Genomic DNA, 19,660 nt, shown 5'->3' with positions numbered 1-19,660 from the left:
GGTGTCGACTCCATCAGCCCATCAGCAGGTTGGGCAGCCACAGGGCGATACCCGGGAAGAAGCAAAGCAGAATGATCGCCAGCACCATGCACAGGGCGTAGGGCAGGCTGCCCATCAAAATGTTGCGCAGCGATATATCCGGCGCGATGCCCTTGATAATGAACAAGTTGAGCCCGACCGGCGGAGTGATCAGGCCGATCTCCAGGTTGATGGTCAGCACAACTGCAAACCAGTAGGGGTCGAAATTGGCGGCGAGAATGATCGGCAGCAGGATGGGGGCTGTCATCACAATCACCGCTACCGGTGGCAGGAAGAAGCCGGCGACCAGTAGGAAGAGGTTGATCACCGCCATCAATACCCAGCGATTGACCTCCAGGTCGGCGATAGCGCCGGCTACGGTCTGGGTAATGAACAGTGACGAGAGCGCATAGGCAAACACCTCCGCACAGGCAATCACCAGCATGATCATCACACTCTCACGCAGCGAGTCACGCATGATCAGCTTGATCGGTCTGAGCTGCCACATGCGATAGATGATGATCGCCAGGGCCAGGCACAGGAAGGCACCGACGCCAGCCGCTTCGGAGGGGGGTGCCACGCCACCGTAGAGTGCGAAGAGGATGCCTACCACCACCGCCAGGAAGGGCAATACACGAACCAGCGCCTTGAGATTGGTGTCGACGTTGGCCTTGATGGTCTCCTTCATCTGCCCGGCAGCCTGCCCCAAGGGGTTGTCGTACCCTCCAGCCATCTTGCAGGCGATTACCGTCCAGATCATGAACAGACCGGCCAGCATGAAGCCCGGCACCACGCCGGCAATGAACAGACGGCCTATGGAGGTCTCGCTGGCGATACCGTAGATGATCATGGTCACCGACGGCGGGATCAGAATGCCCAGGGTGCCGCCGGCGGCGATGCAGCCGGCGGCGACGCCGTCCGGGTAGCCGCGGCTGCGCATCTCGGGAATACCCATCTTGCCGATGGCCGCACAGGTGGCGGGCGATGAGCCGGAGAGGGCGGCGAAGATCGAGCAGGCGCCGATATTGGAGACGGCCAGGCCGGCGGGCAAACGGCCCATCCACAGGTCCAGCGATCGATAGAGATCGCGGCCGGTTGGGGAGGAGGCTACCGCAGCACCCATCAGGATGAACATCGGAATGGCCACGAAGCCGAACTCGGCGAGTCGTTCGAAGAAGGTCTCGCCGAAGTAGGTGAGCTCGGGCAAGCCGCGGTCATAGAGCAGTGCCATCAACGAGACGCCGCCCAGTGCGAAGGCGATGGGGGTGCCAATGGCCATCAGTACCATGAGGGCGACGGCGACGATGATGCCCAGGGTAATAGGGTCCATGTCAGTCCTCCCCTCGCAGCATTTCGGCGACGTACTGCAGCGTCAGCAGGGTGGCGCCAACAGAGACTGGCAGCAGAGCCGGCCACAGTGGAGGGTTCCACACAGTGCCGGTGGTCCACTTGCCGTGGAAGGCCTCGACGACGTAGACCCAGCTGCCGTAGGCCAGGGCGGCACAGAAGACCAGGCCGAAGAGCGAGGCGATCCACCACATGACCCGCTTGGCGATTCCGCCCAGGGCATCGGGCAGCAGGGTGATGGCCACGTGCCCACCGGTCATCAGCACATAGGCACTACCCATCAGCATGGCGCCGGTGACCGAGAAGATGGTGAACTCGGTCTGCCAGCTGGTGCTCTGTCCCAGCAGGTAGCGCACGAAGACCATGTGGCAGATGGCCAGCACACCGGCGATGAACATCGCGGCGGCGAGATAGGCCGATGCGCGGGAAATGCTATCCATCAGGCGGATATAGACGTGAACAAGCGCCAGGCGCCGGGAGTGTGGCGAGGAAATGGCCATGGTCATGTCGTCCCTCATGAGTCAGGGGCGCCAGCCACCTGGGCCGGCGCCGATGGCTGAAAAACGAACCGCTTTACTCGACGGCCAGAGCGGCGTCGATCAGAGCCTGGCCGTTGGGGACGTTGTCGGCGAAGTTCTTGTAGGAGGTCTCCTTGGCAATCTTCAGCCAGGCGTTGTAGTCCTCCTCGCTCATGCTGACCACCTCGACGCCATTCTCCTCGTAGGCTTCGACCATCTTCTGGTCCAGGCCAGCAGCCTCGGCGGCGAAGAAGGCCTCGGCCTCCTCGGCAGCGGCGGTCAATGCCTGCTGCTGCTCGTCGTTGAGCTTCTCCCAGCTCTGGTTTGAGATCAGGACCGGTTCGTACATGAACCACAGGGCGTGCTCGCCGGGCTCGGTGAGGCAATCTACTTGCTCGTAGATACGGTAGGAGACGAAGGACATCGAGGAGGTGTTGGCGGCGTCCAGGACTCCGGTCTGCAGTGCGGTATAGATCTCCGAAGAGGGCATGGAGGCGATCGAGGCTCCGGCGCCTTCCAGCATCTGCTCGAAGGCGGGCCCCGCTGCGCGGAAGGTCTGGCCGTCGACTGTCTCGGGGGACGTGATGCAGTTCTGGCTTGAAGCGAAGCCACCGGCCAGCCAGGCGTCGGCAAGCACGCGGGCCCCACCTTCGTTGATGACCTCCTTGATCATGTCCATGAACTCGGAATCATTCAGGCGCTGGGCGTGCTCGTGGTTGCGCACCAGGCCGGGCATCAAGGTTGCGGAGAACTCAGGATGACGGCCACTGGCGTAGTCGAGGGGCAAGGCTGTAATGTCCAGGCGACCTCGAGAGAGCGCGGCCCACTGCTCGCGCGCCTTGAACAGCGACTGACCCGGATACACTTCAATTTCCAGGCCGACATCGGCTTCGGCGACCTTGTCGGCGATCATCTGGACCATCTCGTCACGCACATCTCCCTGGCCACCAGGAAACTGGTGAGAGGCCCGCAGGACAGTCTGAGCCGAGGCGGTGGTGCTGACGGCCAGGGTGGCGATGGTCAGGCCCGCCAATAGTGGGCTGATTGAGCGTTTCATGGCATCTCCAACTAAGGTTGTTCTTGTATGAAGTGTTTATCAGCAAGGCTGATGTATACTTCAATAGACCTATCGGTATGCCAGTGTCAATATTGCGGTGTTAGACCAAGGTGGGTCATCTGCCGGAATGGAGGAAATCGTGCCATGAAACGCTCCAATGCACAGCGCCTCAGGGACGCTCTCGAGGATGACATCATCAATGGTCGACGAGCCCCGGGGGAGCGTCTGGATGCCGATGCGTTGTGTCATGAGTTCGGAGTGTCGCGTACACCGGTGCGGGAGGCAGTGCAGCAGCTGGTGGCCAGTGGTTTGGTAACGGTCTCGCCCAAGAAAGGCACCTTTGTTGCCAGAGTTGGCATCGATGAGCTTATCGAGATGTTTGAGGTAATGGCCGAGCTGGAGGGTATGTGTGGTCGCCTGGCCGCTCGTCGCATCGATCAGGCTGAGCTGGAATCGCTGCGCCAGGCCCATGAGCGTTGTGAGGTCGCCGCCAGGGCTGGGGACTCGGACGACTACTACTATGAGAACGAGGCCTTTCATGACTGCATATATCTCGCCAGCCACAACGGCTTTCTGGCCGGTGAAGCGAGGCAGCTGAAACAACGCCTGAAGCCCTACCGACGGCTACAGCTGCAGGTACGCCAGCGACTCATGTCATCGTTGGAGGAGCATCGCGACATTGTCGCGGCGATCGAGTCCGGTGATGCAGCAGGTGCCGAACAAGCCCTGCGCGAGCATGTGCTGATCCAAGGGGAGCGGTTCAGCGACTTCGTTTCCAGCGTGCGACGTTTCGGACTCGGTCGGGAAGCAATGGACGGTGGTTAGACCTCTCGCTAGCCTCTCACAGGATTATCACAGCAGCATCGGCACCTCGCCCGCCTCGAAGGCGAGCAGCCAGCGCTTGCGGCCGATGCCGCCGGCGTAGCCGGTCATACGACCGTCACTGCCGATCACCCGGTGGCAGGGCACCACGATGGAGATGGGGTTTCTGCCATTGGCGGCGCCTACCGCGCGCTGGCCGCCCTTGCTGCCCAGCTGCTCGGCGAGTTCACCGTAGTTGCGGGTCTCGCCATAGGGAATCTTCTCGAGAGCGGACCACACTCGGCGCTGGAAGTCGGTGCCCGAGGGGGACAGCGGCAGGTCGAAGTCGCGGCGGGTGCCGGCAAAGTACTCGGCCAGCTGCTCGCGGGCCTGGTCGGTCAGCGGGCCGGGGTGGGGCGGTTCGGTCTCGGTATCGACGAAATCGATCTCGGTGATGCCGGTTGCATTGGCGCGAAGGCGAATCAGGCCGAGAGCGTCGGCCGCCGGTGGGCGATAGTAGTCGAGGGTGTCGCGGCTCATGGGGTGCTCCTGGCAGTGCGAAGGCCTTCCCGGAGTCTACCCGCTTTGATGGGGGACTACAGAGTGAAACGGCCCCGCGGGCAGCTCGTGCGCGCGGGGCCGTTGCGGGCGACGCCTGAGTTTCACACCTGAGTGTCAGACCAGTTCGCGATTCTCTTCGCGCGCCTGGCGACGATCGCGGATCACGGCGCGGCAGATCAGTGCCAGTACGCCCAGGGTCAGGGCGGGCCAGATCAGTACATAGAAGGCAAACAGCGTAGTCATCATCGGTCTCCTCTGGATGAGGTCGGCGCTGCCGGCCTCATCCTCGTGGTTGATGGGTGGATATCAGCGCTGGGTGGCGAGGCCGGCGGCGGCAGGTGCTTCTTCCGGTGCCGCGGTCGGCTTGTCGTTCTGTGCCGAGTCGCTGTAGTTGCCCACCCGTTCGGCGATGGTGTCGAAATCGAAGCGCTCGCGGCTGCTCAGGCTCATCACCACGCAGACCAGGGTGCTGGTGCCGTAGGCGGTCAGTGAGGCCAGCAGCACTGTGTAGTCGCGCAGGAAACCGGTGGCGAAGATCAGCATGGCGATCAGCGCCAGGGTGCCGGCGATAAAGCCGACGGTGCGGCCGAAGAAGCCGAATGCCATCAGGCCGATGATCACGCCACCACCGATGCTGGCCAGCAGTTCGAAGAACAGGCCACCGGGACCGGCCAGGTCGACCAGCTCGAAACGCGCGACACAGAACAGCACCATGGCGACCAGTACCGAGACGGTAAAGGCCTGGTTGGTAATGCGGTCCCAGAAGCAGCTGGCGATCACCGGGAAGACAATGGCCCCCCACAGGGCACCGACGAAGACCAGCATCACCAGGATATCCAGCGAGAAGCTGGCGAAGACGATGCCGACGACCGTGGCGGTGATCATGGTCAGGCGGCCGACCAGCAGCATGCGCTGAGGATCCACCTTGCCGCGGGCGATATTCTTGCCGTAGACGTCGGCCATCATGATCGCCGACAGTGCCGAGAGGTCGGAGTCGGCGGTGGAGGAGAGCGAGCCGATCACCAGGATAAAGAACAGCGCGATGAAGATCGGCGGCAGGTAGCCGGAGACCATCTGCGGGATCAGGTTGTTCATGTTGCCGTTCAGCGGCTCCATGCCCAGCGTCAGTGCCATCAGGCCGATCATGCCCAGGCCGATGACGATGGCGCCGTACCCCACGGTGGCGGTCAGGAAGGTCGGCTTGATGTGGTCTTCGTTCACCGCGAACAGGCGCTGGGAGATGGTCTGGTTGCCGATGGCATAGGCCAGCACGGCGACGAAGAAGGGCGCGCCCTGGTTGAGGATGGCGTCGCTGGAGAAGAAGTTGGTCTGCTCCGCGGTCAGGTTGTCGAGACCGGCGACCAGCTCAGTCGGGCCGCCCATGGCGAAGAACACCGCGGGAATGATCACGATGGCAATGGCCATGAGCGCCACCAGCTGGGCGAAGTCGGTGAGTACCGAGGCACGAAAGCCCGACCACAGGGTATAGAGCAGCACGCCGACACCGGAGATGATCACGCCGGCCTGGAAGGAGAGCGGCGAAAGTACCGAAACCAGCGCACCGGCGGCGGTGAAGTTGACCATCAGGCTGATGATGCTGCCCAGCACGTTGGAAAGCGCCAGAATCAGCTGGCTGGAACTGCCGTGACGAGCGTGGATCAGCTCGCCCAGGGTGGCGGCGTTGGGGGCGAGCTTCCTGAAGCGCCGGCCGAACGGATAGATGAACAGGATCATCAGGGCACCCCACAGGCCATAGTGGATGGGGCCCGAGACGCCATAGGTGTAGCCCGAGGTGGCGGCGGCATAGAAGGAGGCGGCCCAGATCCAGGTGGCGGTCATGCTGGCGGCGCCGATGCCGAACCCGATGCGATGGTTGGAGACCATGAACTCGTCGGCACACTCCTTCTTCTTGCGGATGCCGAGCGTGAGCAGGTAGGTGCCGCCGTAGAAGGCCAGCAGCAGCAGGATCACGGTCAGGGTGGAGAATTGGTATAGAGATTCGCTGTTCAAGGGCAGTCCCTCGGTAGGTGGATAGAACACGTCCTGAGCACTTCTTGTCGGTGCTGTCAGCAGGACGCAGTGGGCCGAGCCGGGCAAGATCCGAACGATAGACAGGGGCTTGCGCGCGCAGGAGTTTCCTGGGCGGCGGCAGCGGCGCTGTAGCGGGTGGTCGGCTCTATGGCGGCAGGCGAGTGCCGCGGCAATACGGTATTACCCCAGCGCGGGGGGAGCAGGTGGAGGGCGTGACGGCATGCGCCTGCCCTTGTTGGCAAAGTGTAGCGACATGGATTCCTTCTCTTTCGATAACGTCATCGACGATCGGCCGAGGTAACGGCGATCCAGTCTGCGATGAGGCAAGACCAGGTGGGCGGGGCGCAGGGGCCATCGCCCGTCAGAGAGCCGCTGGAGGCACGGTGGCCTGATCCAGGGCCCACTTACCCTACCCACACAAGCGGGATATGTCCAATCGGTCTCGAATCAGAAGGCAATTGTGCTCAGCTACGCCGAAAAGCTCGCCTGGAGAAGGAGGGGGCCACGCGCTTCGGCTCCGCGGCGGCGACCACGCTGCCCGTGACCACCAGCACGGCCGCCAGCGGCAGTCGCCAGTCCGGTACGCTGACGCCCGCCAGTACCAGGAAGAGGGTGGCCACCACCGGCACGCCATGGGCCAGGTTGCCGACGCGGTGGGCCAGGGGATCGCGCATGGCGCGGTCCCAGGCCAGCATGGCCAGCCCGTAGGGGCCCAGCCCCAGGGCGACGACGATCACCAAAGTGTCCCTGGCGGGCAGGGCGATGGTGCCCTCCAGGGCCAGGCTGGCGGTGCCGGTCAGCAGGCTGGCGATCAGCAGCAGGTGTGGCATGCGATCCCCCAGGCGCCAGGCCGCGACCTGTCCCGCCAGGGAGTAGAGCGCCCAGCACAGCGCGCCCAGCGCAGCCAGCAGGTAGCCCACCCAGGAGCCGGAGGCACCGCCGCTCAGTGCCTGGGGTCCCACCAGCAGTGCGGCGCCGGAGAAGGCCAGGCTGGTACCGAGCAGGCAGTTCCCCGGCAGGCGGCCCAGGGCTCGCCACTGACTGACCAGCAGAAACAGCACCGGCCAGGTGTAGAGAATCAGCGCGACCTGTTCGGCCGGCGCCCGGTTGAAGGCGGCGAAGCAGGCGCCTACCGCACCGGCGGTCAGCAGTGGCACGCCCAGGTAGACGACCACCCCCTCCAGCGGACGCAGAGCGGCATCCCGGTGGCGGCGACGGCGTGCCATGGGCAGGGTGCCCAGCGCACCGGCCAGCAGTGCCAACGCCGAGAGGCGCAACGGCGGCAGGTCGCCCGCCTGATTGGCCAGCAGCGGTACCAGCGCCCACAGCAGTACCGCCAGCGCCGCGGCGCTACCGCCGAGCCAGGGAGAGTGTGTGAGGTGTGGGCGCTGAAGCTGCATGGTCGCGGCCTCCCGTGAAGCGTGGATGGAGTCAGGCTGGATGTTGCCCCCATGCTAGCCGTGCCATACTCATCACAATATCGATCTTAATTGATCATTCTCATCAAGAGGATTGATGAATCATGCGTGCCCCGACCCTCGACCTCGCCCTGCTGCGTACCCTGGTGGCGGTGGCCGATACCGGCAGCGTTACCGCCGCCGCACGGCGCCTGGCCTTTACCCAGTCGACCGTGAGCATGCAGCTCTCGCGCCTGGAGGCGGTGCTCGAGGTGTCGCTCCACGAGCGGCAGGGGCGGCGCATCCGTTTCACCGCCGAGGGGGAGCGGCTGCTGGAGCATGCCCGACGGCTGCTGGCGCTCAACGACGAGGTGCTGGCCGACATGCGTACACGGCGTGTCACCGGCGAGCTCAACCTGGGGATTCCCGAGGACTATGCCCCGCTGCTGACGGCGGTGTTCTCCTGGTTTCATCAGCTCTATCCGGATGTCGGTCTACAGGTCACCTGCGGCGTCAGTGCCGAGCTGGTGGAGCGCGTGCGTGCCGATGAACTCGACCTGGCGCTGGTCACTCGTCAACGCCGTTCGCCGGGCGGCGAGGTGATCCGCCGTGAACCGCTGACCTGGGCGGTGGGGCTGGAGCGTCAGCCACCGCTCTCCGACCCCCTGCCGCTGGCGCTCTATTCGCCCGGCGCGGACCTCTTTCGTGAGTCGGCGGAGGACGCCCTGGCCGCCGCGGGTCGCGACTGGCGGGTGGCCTATACCAGTCAATCCATGGCCGGGCTGGCACCGGTGGTACAGGCGGGTCTGGCCATCGTGGTGGTCACCCGCAGCATGCTCGGGCCCCAGCTGCGTGCCCTGGACGAATCCAGTGGAATGCCGCCGCTGCCGGCCGTGGAGCTGGCTCTGCATCGTGCCGCCCGCCGCCCGACCGAGCCCGCCCGGCGCCTGGCCGAACTGATCCGTGAAGAGCTGGCGCCGGCCAGAATGAGCTGGGTCAGCCGGGACGAGTTGGGTCGATAGGGAGATGTCCGAGCGTTATACTCGGGTATTTACTCATCTCTTTCCCCCGGCCACGCTGGCCCGCGACTGGAGCCGCCATGTTTCCCGAGTTCACACTGCGCTTCGCGCGCCTGCCCGAACGTTTCTATCTGCGCTTCGATCCCGTGCCGGTGCCCGAGCCTCGACTGGTCGCCTTCAATCGGCCGCTGGCGGAGGCGCTGGGCTTCGATCTCGACGCCTTCGAAGCGCAAGGCGCCGCCCAGTGGCTCTCCGGCAATCGTGTGCCACAGGGCGCCGAGCCCCTCGCCCAGGCCTATGCGGGCCACCAGTTCGGGCACTTCAACCCGCGTCTCGGCGACGGCCGGGCGGTGCTGCTCGGCGAGGTGACCGATCGACAGGGACGCCTGCGGGATATTCAGCTCAAGGGCGCCGGCATGACCCCCTTCTCACGGGGTGCCGATGGGCGTGCGCCGCTGGGACCGGTGCTTCGCGAATACCTGATCAGCGAGGCGATGCATCGGCTCGGGGTGCCCACCACCCGGGCTCTTGCCGCGGTGACCAGCGGCGAGCGGCTGTTTCGCCGCGTGCCGGAGCCGGGGGCCGTGCTGACCCGGGTGGCGGCGAGCCATCTGCGGGTAGGCACCTTCCAGTACTTCGCCGCACGTGATGACGGTGAGGCGGTGCGAATGCTGGCCGATATGGCCATCGAACGGCACTATCCAGGCCTGCTGACCGCCGAGCAGGGCGAGAGCGAGGGCGAGCGTTATCTGGGGCTGCTGGAGGCGGTGGCCGATCGGCAGGCGTCGCTGGTGGCGAAGTGGATGGGGCTCGGCTTTGTCCACGGGGTGATGAATACCGACAACTGCACCATCTCCGGGGAGACCATCGACTACGGGCCTTGCGCCTTCATGGAGGCCTATTCGCCGACCATGGTGTTCAGCTCCATCGACGAGCAGGGGCGCTACGCCTATCGCAATCAGCCGTGGATCGCCCAGTGGAACCTGGCGCGACTCGCCGAGACCCTGATCCCGCTGATCGACGATGATCAGGAGACGGCGGTCGCGAAGGCCACCGAGGTGATCAAGCGCTATGAGCCGCACTATGAGGCCGAATGGCTGGCGGTGATGCGTGCCAAGCTGGGGCTGGAGCGGGAGGAGGAGGGCGACCGTGAGCTGGTCGAGGCCCTGCTCGAGGCGATGCAGGCCGGGCGCGCCGACTTCACCCTGACCTTTCGTCGCCTGAGCGAGGCGCTGGAGCAGGATGCTTCCGCGCTGTTCGAACTGTTCGAGACCGGCGACGGCCTGGCCGCCTGGCTGCCGCGCTGGCGCGAGCGCCTGGCTCGGGAGTCGGCCGATGCCGGTGCGATCGCCGCACGCATGAACGGCGTCAACCCGCTCTATATCCCGCGTAACCATCAGGTGGAAAGGGTGATTGCCGCCGCCGTCGAACACGCTGACTTCGGCCCCTTCGAGGTTCTGGGTGAGGTGCTGGCCGAGCCCTTTGTCGAGCAGCCCGGTCGAGAGGAGTATGCGCAGCCTGCCCCGTCCACCGAGCGGGTCTTTCGGACCTTCTGCGGGACCTGACCCGCCATTGCCAACAGGCAGAAACGGAACGCCCGGGGCTTGGCACCCCGGGCGTCTCTTTATTCAGGCCTCAGGTCTCAGTCATCAGGTCTCAGTCATCAGGCCTCAATCATCGAACTAACCGGGTGAAGCGCCCGGCGCGGGGCACGATCAATGCTGGAGCGGCTCCAGGTCGAAGCGGTCGGCGTTCATCACCTTGCACCAGGCAGCCACGAAGTCATTCACGAACTTGGCCTCGTTGTCGTCCTGGGCGTAGACCTCGGCGTAGCTGCGCAGGATGGAGTGAGAGCCGAGCACCAGGTCGATGCGGCTGGCGGTCCACTTCACCCGGTCGCTCTGGCGGTCGCGGATCTCGTAGGTCCCGTTGCCGGCGGGCTTCCAGGCATTGGCCATGTCGATCAGATTGACGAAGAAGTCGTTGGTCAGCTGGCCCTCGCGGTCGGTGAGCACGCCATGCTTCGTCCCGCCGTGGTTCGTGCCCAGCATGCGCATGCCGCCGATCAGTACCGTCATCTCCGGCGCGGTCAGCCCCATCAGCTGGGCGCGGTCGAGCAGCAGCTCCTCGGGCTTGACCGCATAGTCCCGCTTCAGCCAGTTGCGGAAGCCATCGGCCACCGGCTCCAGAGGCTCGAAGGAGTCCGCGTCGGTCATCTCCTCGCTGGCATCGCCACGGCCGGGGATGAACGGCACCAGGATATCGTGGCCGGCAGCCCGGGCGGCCTGCTCGATGCCGACGCTGCCACCCAGCACGATGATATCGGCCAGGCTGGCACCGGTCTCGGCGGCGATCTTTTCGTAGACCTCGAGCACCCTGGCCAGGCGCTGTGGCTCGTTGCCTTCCCACTCCTTCTGGGGGGCCAGGCGGATGCGGGCACCGTTGGCACCGCCGCGCATGTCGGAGCCGCGGAAGGTACGCGCGCTGTCCCAGGCGGTGCTGACCATCTCGCCGATCGAGAGGCCGCTCTCGGCGATTCTCTTCCTGGCCTTCTCGATGGAGTAGTCAGTACTGCCGGCCGGTATCGGATCCTGCCAGATCAGGTCATCCTGCGGAGCGTCCGGGCCGATGTAGCGGGTTCTGGGCCCCATGTCGCGGTGGATCAGCTTGAACCAGGCGCGGGCGAAGCACTCCTTGAAGTACTCGGGATCCGCCATGAACTTCTCGCAGACGGGCCGGAAGTCGGGGTGCATCTTCATCGCCATGTCGGCGTCGGTCATGATCGGGTTGCGGCGAATGGACGGGTCGCTGGCGTCGACCGGCTTGTCCTCCTCCTTGATGTTCACCGGTTCCCACTGGTTGGCGCCGGCGGGGCTCTTCTTCAGCTCCCACTCGTAGCCGAATAGCAGGTCGAAGTAGCCCATGTCGAACCGGGTCGGGTTCGTGGTCCAGGCCCCTTCGATGCCCGAGGTCACGGCGTTGGCGGCCTTGCCGCCCATATTGGGGTTGGTCCAGCCCAGACCCTGCTCCTCGACACCTCCTGCCTCGGGCTCCGGACCCAGCGCATCGGCGTCGCCGTTACCGTGACACTTGCCCACGGTGTGGCCTCCGGCAGTCAGGGCGGCGGTCTCCTCGGCATTCATGGCCATGCGAGCGAAGGTTTCCAGCACCTGATCGCCGGTCTTGATCGGGTCCGACTGGCCGTTGACGCCCTCGGGGTTCACGTAGATCAGGCCCATCTGCACCGCGGCCAGGGGGTTTTCCATGGTCGCGGGATTCGAGACATCTTCGTAGCGCTCATCGGAGGGCGCCAGCCACTCCTTCTCGGCACCCCAGTAGATGTCCTTCTCCGGGTGCCAGATGTCCTCGCGGCCGAAGGAGAAGCCGAAGGTCTTGAAGCCCATGGATTCATAGGCCACGTTGCCGGCCAGGATGATCAGGTCGGCCCAGCTGATCCGGTTGCCGTACTTCTTCTTGATCGGCCACAGCAGACGGCGCGCCTTGTCCAGGCTGGCGTTGTCCGGCCAGGAGCTGATGGGCGCGAAGCGCTGGTTGCCGGTGCCGCCGCCGCCGCGGCCGTCGGCGATGCGGTAGGTGCCCGCCGCGTGCCAGGACATGCGGATGAACAGGCCGCCGTAGTGCCCCCAGTCGGCCGGCCACCACGCCTGGCTGTCGGTCATCAGGGCGTGCATGTCCTTGTTCAGCGCTTCGAAGTCGAGCTTGCGCACCTCCTGGCGGTAGTCGAATGTCTCGCCCATCGGATCGGTCTTGCGATCGTGCTGGTGCAGGATGTCCAGGTTCAGGCTCTCCGGCCACCAGTTCATGTTGTCGCGCCCCGTGGCGGTATTGCCGCCGTGTATGACCGGACACCTGCCTGACTGCTGTTGATCACTCATCTGCACTTCCTCCTGCCAAGGGTGTTGAGACGCTGCCAGCTCTGAGAGGACGGTGGCATCCCGGATGAGATAACGCGCTGTCACCTCTCGACCACGGTCACTCGGTGGGCTGACTCGCTCCCTGTTCTCCTCTACAAGTTAGTCGCTGTTGGTACATAAGCACTAAGCGAGATTGCCGACCAGGATGATAGACAATCCCTATAACGATGCGGTGGCCGCGCGAGTGGCACTGCCGGGGGCCGGCAAGGAGGCTCCGGGCCTGCCGCGACGCAGCCCCATGGCAAGGCGCCTCAGCCGGCGTCGGTCGCGGGGATCACCATCTCCTTCGCCTCCCCCATCAGAAAGGCGCGGTTGGCCTCCAGCGCCCCGCGCAGGTAATCCCACAGCAGGCGCACCCTGGCCAGCCGGCGCTGCTCCTGGCGGGCGGTGATCCAGAACTGGCGGTCCACCGCGACCTCCTGCTCCAGCACGTTACACAGGGAGGGTGTGGTGCTGGCCATGAAGCAGGGCAGGATGGTGAGCCCCGCGCCGTGGACGCAGGCGGCGTGCTGGGTGGTCACACTGGTGCTGCGCATGGCGAAGTGGGGCGGCTTGCCGATGGCCGACGGCTCGAGCAGCGGCTCCAGATAGCTGAGCTGTTCGCTGAAGATCAGGTCGTCGACATAGCCCACCAGGCGGTGGGCACTCAGCTCGGCGAGATGCCGTGGCGTGCCGTGGCGGGCCAGATAGCCTTCGCTGCCATAGAGCCGCAGGCGATAGTCACATAGCCGCGAGATCACCAGGCCCGGGCTGACCGGGCGCTCCACGGTGATCGCCAGGTCTGCCTCGTGGCGGCTCAGATTGACCACCCGCGGCAGGGCGAGCAGATCGAGGGTGATCCCCGGATGGCGCTCGCAGAAGGCCGAGAGCAGGGGGGCGATCACCCAGGTGCTGAAGCCTTCGGTCACGCCGAGGCGGATCTGACCACTGATCTGGTGGTTCTTGTCGGTCAGGCTCTCGCCGGCCTCGAAGGCGTGACGGGCCATCTCCTCGGCGTGGGCGAGCAGCTGCTGGCCGGCCTCGGTGAGGTGATAGCCATGGGTGCTGCGCTCGAAGAGCTGGGTGTTGAGCTTCTGCTCGAAGCGCCGCGTGCGCCGCGACAGGGTGGAGTGGTCCAGGCCCAGGCGTCGAGCGGCATCGGTAAGCCGCTGGCTGCGGGCGACCTCGAGGAAGATCTGGATGTCGTGCCAGTCGAGCATGATGGCTCCCCGTCGCATGGCTTGCTTGTGCATTAATGCACAAGCAATGTGCCCGAGTACCCGTTGTCACGCCATGCGACCTCTGGATAGACTCATCTTCATCAACTTGCGTGTATTTCTACACACAAAGTCTAAAAACGGATGATGGCAACGGCCGTTGATGCGGCCCACAACGACAAGCCTTCCTCCGCCAGCCACAGCATGACGCCGGCACGACCCGATGCCGGTAGCGACAATCCCGAGGAGCACGCCCATGTCAGTCCGCGAAATCCCGATGTACATCGACGGCCAGCCCATCCAGTCCGCCAGCCAGGAGTGGCGCGATGTGGTCAACCCCGCGACCCAGGAAGTGGTGGCACGGGTACCGTTCTGTACCGCCGAGGAGGTGGAGCGTGCCGTGGCCAGCGCCAAGGAGGCCTTCAAGACCTGGCGCAAGGTGCCGCTCGGCAAGCGCATGCGCATCATGCTCAAGCTGCAGGCGCTGATCCGCGAGCATACCGATGAGCTGGCCGCGCTGATCACCGAAGAGCACGGCAAGACCCTGCCCGATGCCGTCGGCGAAGTGGGCCGTGGCCTGGAGGTGGTCGAGCACGCCTGCTCGATCACCTCCCTGCAGCTGGGCGAGCTGGCCGAGAATGCCGCCAACGAGGTGGATGTCTACACCATGCACCAGCCGCTGGGTGTGGGCGCCGGCATCACCGCCTTCAACTTCCCGATCATGCTGCCCTGCTTCATGTTCCCGCTGGCCATCGCCACCGGCAACACCTTCGTGCTCAAGCCCTCCGAGCAGGATCCCAGCTCCTCCATGCGTCTCGTCGAACTGGCCCACGAGGCGGGCGTGCCGGCCGGCGTGCTCAACGTGGTTCACGGTGGCCCGGACGTGGCCAACCAGATCGCCGACCACCAGGACATCAAGGCGCTCTCCTTCATCGGCTCCACCCACGTGGGCTCGCTGCTCTACAACCGCGCCGCGGCCGCCGGCAAGCGCATGCAGTCGATGATGGGCGCCAAGAACCACTGTGTCGTGATGCCGGATGCCAACCGCAGCCAGGCGATCAACAACCTGCTGGGCTCCGCCTTCGGTGCCGCCGGCCAGCGCTGCATGGCCAACTCCGTGGTGGTGCTGGTGGGCGAGGCGCGCGAGTGGCTGGACGATATCGTCGAGGGCGCCCGCAACATGAAGGTTGGCCCCGGCACCCAGACCGACGCCGATCTCGGTCCGCTCGTCTCGCCCCAGGCCAAGGAGCGTGTCGAGCGCCTGATCACTGCCGGCGAGAAGGAGGGCGCCAGGCTGGTGGTCGATGGCCGCGGCTATGAGGTGGAAGGCTACCCGAACGGCAACTTCGTCGGTCCGACCCTGTTCGCCGACGTGACCCCGGAGATGACCATCTATCGTGAGGAGATCTTCGGACCGGTGCTCTGCGTGGTCAACGTCGAGACCCTGGACGAAGCGATCGAGTTCATCAACGCCAACCCCAACGGCAACGGCACCTCGATCTTCACCAACTCCGGCTGGGTGGCGCGACGCTTCGAGACCGATATCGATGTAGGCCAGATCGGCATCAACGTGCCGATCCCGGTGCCGGTCGCCTACTTCAGCTTCACCGGCTCGCGTGCCTCCAAGCTCGGCGATCTGGGCCCCAACGGCAAGCAGGCCATCACCTTCTGGACCCAGACCAAGACCGTCACCGCACGCTGGTACGAGCCGGAGAACGTCTCCAGCGGCATCAACAGCACCATCTCTCTGGGCTGATCCTTTCGGCGCAGTGAACGGCGGCCCCGTCTCGAAAGAGGCGGGGCCGCTTGCGTTTAGGACCACGGGGTGGCCGCGAATCTAGCAATGTCCTGTCCCGCCGAGAGGGTCGCCATAATCACTAGTAGCGCTCTATTGCTGCTACCCTGGGTGGCGTCGATAGGGCAGGGAGAGGAACACCATGGAACGGTTACCGGAAGGGCTCTATGAGCGGCTTCTCGATGAAGAACTCAGGGAGCAGCTGGAGGCGCAGCCTGATCTCAAGCCAGTGTTGCGGAAACTCGATGATGAGACGGCTCCCCACGCCTACGCTCAGTTCCTCGGCCGGCTGCTTCAGCAAGCCTTGCGAATCGTCGATGACGACCATCGCCTTCCACTTGTTAATCGCCTTATCGAGCTGATATCGGCCACCGATGGTCTCGACTATCTGGCCCGAAAGAAACTGCTGGAGACGGATAAGCCGGTGCTTGGCGAGCTGGTGCAGGGAGCCCAGCGTCTGCCCCGACCGGCTACGCCATTGGCGACCAGTGCTCTGTTGACCGGGCTGGGACATGACCCGCCCTTGGAGCACGAACTTCGCGCCGAAATAGCCACGGCCGATGGCGTCGATATCCTGGTGTCGTTTATTAAGTGGTCGGGGTTAAGGCTGTTGATGCCCGCCTTCGAGCGCCTGGCCGATCGTAATATACCGGTTCGCCTGATCTCCACCAGCTATATGGGGGCCAGTGACCCGACGGCGCTGGAGTGGTTGACCCAGCAGCCCAATGTCACCGTGCGTGTCTCCTACGATACCGGTGGCACGCGACTGCACGCCAAGGCCTATCACTTCCGACGTGCAAGTGGGTATTCGACCGCCTATATCGGTTCCGCCAACATGTCCCATTCGGCGATGACCCAGGGATTGGAGTGGACCGTCAAGGTCACCGCACAGGATATGGCCCATGTCCTTGAGCGCTTCGAGGCAGAGTTTGCCGCCTACTGGGAAAGCGACGAGTTCGAAGCCTATACCCCAGCGGACTTTCCGCGGTTTCGGCGTGCGATCGCGGCTCATAAAGAACGCGACCGTAGCGGGGCAACCTTCTTCGCCGAGATTACGCCTCGGCCTTTTCAGTTACGGATTTTGGAGGCCCTGGCAGCCGCACGCCAGCGCGGCTCATATCGAAATCTGGTAGTCGCGGCCACCGGCACCGGCAAGACGGTGATATCGGCGCTGGATTATCGGCGGGTCTGTGAGCGAGAGGGGCGTCAGGTGCCTCTGCTATTCGTTGCCCATCGCAAGGAGATCCTGGAGCAGGCTCACTCCTGCTTCCGCACCGTGCTTCGCGATCAGAACTTCGGTGAGCTTTGGGTCGGTGGCTACGTGCCGACGGAACATCGTCATTTATTTGCCTCGGTTCAAATGCTGAACAGACAGCGGCCATGGGCGTCATTGGGGGCCGACCACTTCCACTATGTGGTGATCGACGAGGCCCATCATGAGACCGCCAGCAGCTATCGGGCACTTCTCGAAGAGCTTGATCCTAGGGTGCTGTTGGGACTGACGGCGACGCCCGAACGAATGGATGGAAGCAGCATCCTGCCGGACTTCGATGGCGACTTTGCCGCCGAGATTCGTCTGCCAGAAGCGTTGGAAGAGAAGCTGCTTTGTCCCTTTCACTACTTCGGGGTCAGCGATAGCGTCGATCTCAGCGATGACTCCCTGTGGCGCAATGGCCGCTATGATGCTCGGCAGCTGGAGAACTTGCTGACCGGACACGACTTCCGTGCCAAGCAGCGGGTGGATACCGTTGTACAGGCTTTGTCGCGTTATCAGCCCGACCTGCAAGGTGTGCGCGCAGTGGGATTCTGTGCCGGGGTACGCCACGCCGAGTATATGGCGGAGTGCTTCAATCGGCTGGGCGGAGCGTACCGGGCCGCCGTGATTGTTGGTGACACGCCGGCCGAGCTGCGCGCCGAGCGACTGCGCGAGTTCCGCGAAGGAAAACTCCCCTTTCTCTTCACCGTCGATGTACTGAGCGAAGGGGTCGATGTTCCCGATATCAACCTGGTGATGTTCCTGCGTCCTACCGAGAGTCTGACGGTGTTTCTGCAGCAGCTGGGTCGTGGACTCCGTCATGCGCTAGGTAAAGAGTGCCTTACCGTCCTGGACTTCGTTGGGCAAACCCATCGACGCTACCGACTGGATACCCGGTTTACGGCCTTGCTAACCGGACGGCGCCAGCGCCTGGATCGAGAGGTGGAAGCCGACTTTCCCAGCCTGCCGCCCGGCTGCAGCATTCAGCTCGAGCGGGTGGCGCGAGAGCGAGTGCTTGGCAAAATCCGCTCGGTACTGGCCGACCTTAACCATTTTATTCCCGAGACATTGCGCACCTGGTCGGAAGAGGTGGGGCAGCCGCTCACCTTCGGACGCTTTCTGGAGGCGACCGGGCTGACGCCTGTCCAAGTGCTGTCACGCCGTAGCTGGTCCGAGTGGAAGGCGTTGGCGGAGCGGCGAGCGATGCCCGAGGACCCCGATCTCGATCAGGCGCGCAAATCGTTGCCGCGTATCGCACTGCGTAGCGACCCCGAACTGCTCACGGCCATCGAAACCCTGGGGCAACCCGAGGGCGTCGAGGAAGCGCTAGGGCGCTACGACACCGCGCAACAGACGGCATTGCACTACCTGCTGTGGGGAAGGAAGGGCGGCCTGGTGGGCGTCGACACTCTCGAGCAGTCGCTGCACAAGTGGCGTGATAACCCCAGTGTGGCGGCAGATGCCGCCGAAGTGGCTGCCTGGCGTCGCGGCCACCAGCAGGTACCGCTGCGTCCCCTTAATGACCTTCCGTTCGACTGTGGGCTGCTATTGCATGGCGCCTACGGGATGGCAGAAATCAAGGCAGCACTTGGCCTAGCAAGCTTGGAGAGGCCGGGCTCGACAGGCGTGGGGGTGATCCATGCTAAGGAGATTCACGCCTATATCCACCTGGTGACCTTCCAGAAGGATGACAGCGATTTTTCCCCCACGACGCGTTATCGCGACTACCCCATCAGCCGTACACTACTTCACTGGGAGAGCCAGTCGAACACCACGCAGCTTAGTTCTACGGGGCAGAACTACCTTCATTTTCAAGAGCGTGGCTATACCATCCTCTTCTTCGCACGCTTGACCAAGCGAATCGAGGGCGAGACGGCACCCTTTATCTTCCTGGGGCCAGCGAAGGCATTGACGAGCCTTCAGGGGGACCGGCCCATCGCCATGACCTGGGAACTGGCTCACCCCATGCCGGCCGGGATGTTTGAGGAGGCGAGGCCGGCGTAGCCGAGGCCTCAACAAGCCGCATGCGACTTTGGCAGGCGTGTTGACGTTGACGTAAGCTGATATCGTGAGCGAGGCGACAACAACCACAAACCAGGACTCACCACTCACCATGACCAACGCAATCAGCCGTTTCCCCGTTCCGGAATCGATCCACGACCTGCCCGAGGATATTCGCGACGCCATCCTGGCGGTGCAGGAGAAGGCCGGCTTCGTGCCCAATGTCTTTTTGATGCTGGCGCATCGTCCGGCCGAGTTCCGCGCCTTCTTCGCCTACCATGACGCCCTGATGGAGCGTGAGTCCGATACGCTGACCAAGGCGGAGAAGGAGATGATCGTGGTGGCCACCAGCGCCCGCAATCGTTGCCTCTACTGTGTGGTGGCCCACGGTGCCCTGGTGCGGATCTACAGCAAGGATCCGTTGCTGGCGGATCAGGTGGCGATCAACCATCGCACCGCGCCGATCAGCGAGCGGCATCGCACCATGCTCGACTTCGCCATGCACTGCAGCCTGGAGGTGGGAGAGCTGACCGAGGAGTGGGAGGTTCGCCTGAAGGCGGCGGGCTTTACCCACGACGATATCTGGGACATCGGCGCCGTCGCCGCCTTCTTCGGCCTCTCCAACCGCCTGGTCACCCTGACCGGGACGCCTCCCAACGAGGAATTCTATTTGATGGGGCGGGTACCGCGGGAGAAGTAGGCCGCGAACTCCAATAATTGATTGGCGCG

Annotated in this window: 15 protein-coding genes; 6 read left to right on the top strand and 9 right to left on the bottom strand. The window is 64.3% G+C overall.

Translation table 11 applies throughout. From position 1 onward, the window contains the following. Window positions 1–13: 13 nt before the first annotated feature. The 3 genes from GRB80_RS07205 to dctP all read right to left on the bottom strand — a co-directional run bounded on the left by GRB80_RS07205 (window position 14) and on the right by dctP (window position 2,940). Window positions 14–1,348 (bottom strand): TRAP transporter large permease, encoded by a 1,335-nt coding sequence (locus GRB80_RS07205; RefSeq protein ID WP_161423072.1) that lies wholly within the window; start codon window positions 1,346–1,348, stop codon window positions 14–16. A gap of 1 nt (window position 1,349) precedes the next feature. Beyond that, window positions 1,350–1,871, bottom strand: coding sequence for a TRAP transporter small permease subunit (locus GRB80_RS07200; RefSeq protein WP_161423071.1), 522 nt, complete (start codon window positions 1,869–1,871; stop codon window positions 1,350–1,352). Between the two features lie 67 nt (window positions 1,872–1,938). Then, window positions 1,939–2,940, bottom strand: a complete 1,002-nt coding sequence (gene dctP / locus GRB80_RS07195; RefSeq protein ID WP_161423070.1) for a TRAP transporter substrate-binding protein DctP — start codon at window positions 2,938–2,940, stop codon at window positions 1,939–1,941. Between the two features lie 144 nt (window positions 2,941–3,084). Here dctP and GRB80_RS07190 point away from each other — a divergent pair, with 144 nt between their 5' ends. Further along, on the top strand, window positions 3,085–3,765 hold the full coding sequence (locus GRB80_RS07190) for a GntR family transcriptional regulator (RefSeq protein ID WP_161423069.1): 681 nt from the start codon (window positions 3,085–3,087) through the stop codon (window positions 3,763–3,765). Between the two features lie 27 nt (window positions 3,766–3,792). Here GRB80_RS07190 and GRB80_RS07185 read toward each other — a convergent pair whose 3' ends face one another. The 4 genes from GRB80_RS07185 to GRB80_RS07175 form a co-directional block, all read right to left on the bottom strand. Continuing rightward, window positions 3,793–4,281 (bottom strand): methylated-DNA--[protein]-cysteine S-methyltransferase, encoded by a 489-nt coding sequence (locus tag GRB80_RS07185; protein WP_161423068.1) that lies wholly within the window; start codon window positions 4,279–4,281, stop codon window positions 3,793–3,795. Window positions 4,282–4,416: 135 nt separating this feature from the next. Continuing rightward, on the bottom strand, window positions 4,417–4,545 hold the full coding sequence (locus GRB80_RS16345; protein ID WP_237561934.1) for a putative transporter small subunit: 129 nt from the start codon (window positions 4,543–4,545) through the stop codon (window positions 4,417–4,419). A gap of 63 nt (window positions 4,546–4,608) precedes the next feature. Next, window positions 4,609–6,312: a sodium:solute symporter family protein gene (locus GRB80_RS07180; protein ID WP_161423067.1), complete on the bottom strand. Its 1,704-nt coding sequence runs from the start codon at window positions 6,310–6,312 to the stop codon at window positions 4,609–4,611. Between the two features lie 485 nt (window positions 6,313–6,797). Next, entirely contained in the window at window positions 6,798–7,733 is a 936-nt protein-coding gene (locus GRB80_RS07175; protein ID WP_161423066.1) for a DMT family transporter, read from the bottom strand. A gap of 122 nt (window positions 7,734–7,855) precedes the next feature. On the opposite strand from GRB80_RS07175, the gene GRB80_RS07170 reads away from it, so the two are divergent. Together GRB80_RS07170 and GRB80_RS07165 are read left to right on the top strand one after the other, a co-directional pair. Next, window positions 7,856–8,752, top strand: coding sequence for a LysR substrate-binding domain-containing protein (locus GRB80_RS07170; RefSeq protein ID WP_132042053.1), 897 nt, complete (start codon window positions 7,856–7,858; stop codon window positions 8,750–8,752). Between the two features lie 77 nt (window positions 8,753–8,829). Further along, window positions 8,830–10,314 carry a protein adenylyltransferase SelO gene (locus GRB80_RS07165; protein ID WP_161423065.1) on the top strand — a complete coding sequence of 495 codons (1,485 nt, stop codon included), beginning with the start codon at window positions 8,830–8,832 and terminating at the stop codon, window positions 10,312–10,314. 150 nt (window positions 10,315–10,464) lie between these two features. On the opposite strand, the gene katG is transcribed toward GRB80_RS07165, so the two are convergent. Further along, window positions 10,465–12,645, bottom strand: coding sequence for a catalase/peroxidase HPI (gene katG / locus GRB80_RS07160; protein WP_161423064.1), 2,181 nt, complete (start codon window positions 12,643–12,645; stop codon window positions 10,465–10,467). A gap of 290 nt (window positions 12,646–12,935) precedes the next feature. After that, complete coding sequence (locus tag GRB80_RS07155; protein WP_161423063.1) at window positions 12,936–13,883, bottom strand: LysR family transcriptional regulator; 948 nt, start codon at window positions 13,881–13,883, stop codon at window positions 12,936–12,938. A 253-nt stretch (window positions 13,884–14,136) separates the two neighbouring features. On the opposite strand from GRB80_RS07155, the gene GRB80_RS07150 reads away from it, so the two are divergent. From GRB80_RS07150 to GRB80_RS07140, 3 genes are all read left to right on the top strand, one after another. After that, a complete protein-coding gene (locus GRB80_RS07150; RefSeq protein WP_161423062.1) occupies window positions 14,137–15,636 on the top strand; it encodes a CoA-acylating methylmalonate-semialdehyde dehydrogenase in 1,500 nt (499 codons plus the stop codon). A 181-nt stretch (window positions 15,637–15,817) separates the two neighbouring features. Further along, window positions 15,818–18,934: a DEAD/DEAH box helicase gene (locus GRB80_RS07145; RefSeq protein ID WP_161423061.1), complete on the top strand. Its 3,117-nt coding sequence runs from the start codon at window positions 15,818–15,820 to the stop codon at window positions 18,932–18,934. Window positions 18,935–19,043: 109 nt separating this feature from the next. Continuing rightward, complete coding sequence (locus GRB80_RS07140) at window positions 19,044–19,631, top strand: peroxidase-related enzyme (RefSeq protein ID WP_161423060.1); 588 nt, start codon at window positions 19,044–19,046, stop codon at window positions 19,629–19,631. Window positions 19,632–19,660: the final 29 nt, after the last annotated feature.

Origin of the sequence: Halomonas icarae (assembly GCF_009901955.1) — a bacterium.
Taxonomy (GTDB): domain Bacteria; phylum Pseudomonadota; class Gammaproteobacteria; order Pseudomonadales; family Halomonadaceae; genus Halomonas; species Halomonas icarae.
The sequence above is the reverse complement of the archived record's forward strand: the minus strand, read 5'-3'. Positions and strand labels throughout refer to the sequence as shown.

Excerpts from the sequence above, each read along its gene's own strand:
- GRB80_RS07140 (WP_161423060.1), top strand. The coding sequence starts at position 19,044 with ATGACCAACGCAATCAGCCGTTTCCCCGTTCCGGAATCGATCCACGAC.
- katG (WP_161423064.1), bottom strand. The coding sequence starts at position 12,645 with ATGAGTGATCAACAGCAGTCAGGCAGGTGTCCGGTCATACACGGCGGC.
- GRB80_RS07185 (WP_161423068.1), bottom strand. The coding sequence starts at position 4,281 with ATGAGCCGCGACACCCTCGACTACTATCGCCCACCGGCGGCCGACGCT.
- GRB80_RS07165 (WP_161423065.1), top strand. The coding sequence starts at position 8,830 with ATGTTTCCCGAGTTCACACTGCGCTTCGCGCGCCTGCCCGAACGTTTC.
- GRB80_RS07145 (WP_161423061.1), top strand. The coding sequence starts at position 15,818 with ATGGAACGGTTACCGGAAGGGCTCTATGAGCGGCTTCTCGATGAAGAA.
- GRB80_RS07200 (WP_161423071.1), bottom strand. The coding sequence starts at position 1,871 with ATGACCATGGCCATTTCCTCGCCACACTCCCGGCGCCTGGCGCTTGTT.
- GRB80_RS07175 (WP_161423066.1), bottom strand. The coding sequence starts at position 7,733 with ATGCAGCTTCAGCGCCCACACCTCACACACTCTCCCTGGCTCGGCGGT.
- GRB80_RS07150 (WP_161423062.1), top strand. The coding sequence starts at position 14,137 with ATGTCAGTCCGCGAAATCCCGATGTACATCGACGGCCAGCCCATCCAG.
- GRB80_RS07190 (WP_161423069.1), top strand. The coding sequence starts at position 3,085 with ATGAAACGCTCCAATGCACAGCGCCTCAGGGACGCTCTCGAGGATGAC.
- GRB80_RS07170 (WP_132042053.1), top strand. The coding sequence starts at position 7,856 with ATGCGTGCCCCGACCCTCGACCTCGCCCTGCTGCGTACCCTGGTGGCG.
- GRB80_RS16345 (WP_237561934.1), bottom strand. The coding sequence starts at position 4,545 with ATGACTACGCTGTTTGCCTTCTATGTACTGATCTGGCCCGCCCTGACC.
- dctP (WP_161423070.1), bottom strand. The coding sequence starts at position 2,940 with ATGAAACGCTCAATCAGCCCACTATTGGCGGGCCTGACCATCGCCACC.
- GRB80_RS07155 (WP_161423063.1), bottom strand. The coding sequence starts at position 13,883 with ATGCTCGACTGGCACGACATCCAGATCTTCCTCGAGGTCGCCCGCAGC.
- GRB80_RS07205 (WP_161423072.1), bottom strand. The coding sequence starts at position 1,348 with ATGGACCCTATTACCCTGGGCATCATCGTCGCCGTCGCCCTCATGGTA.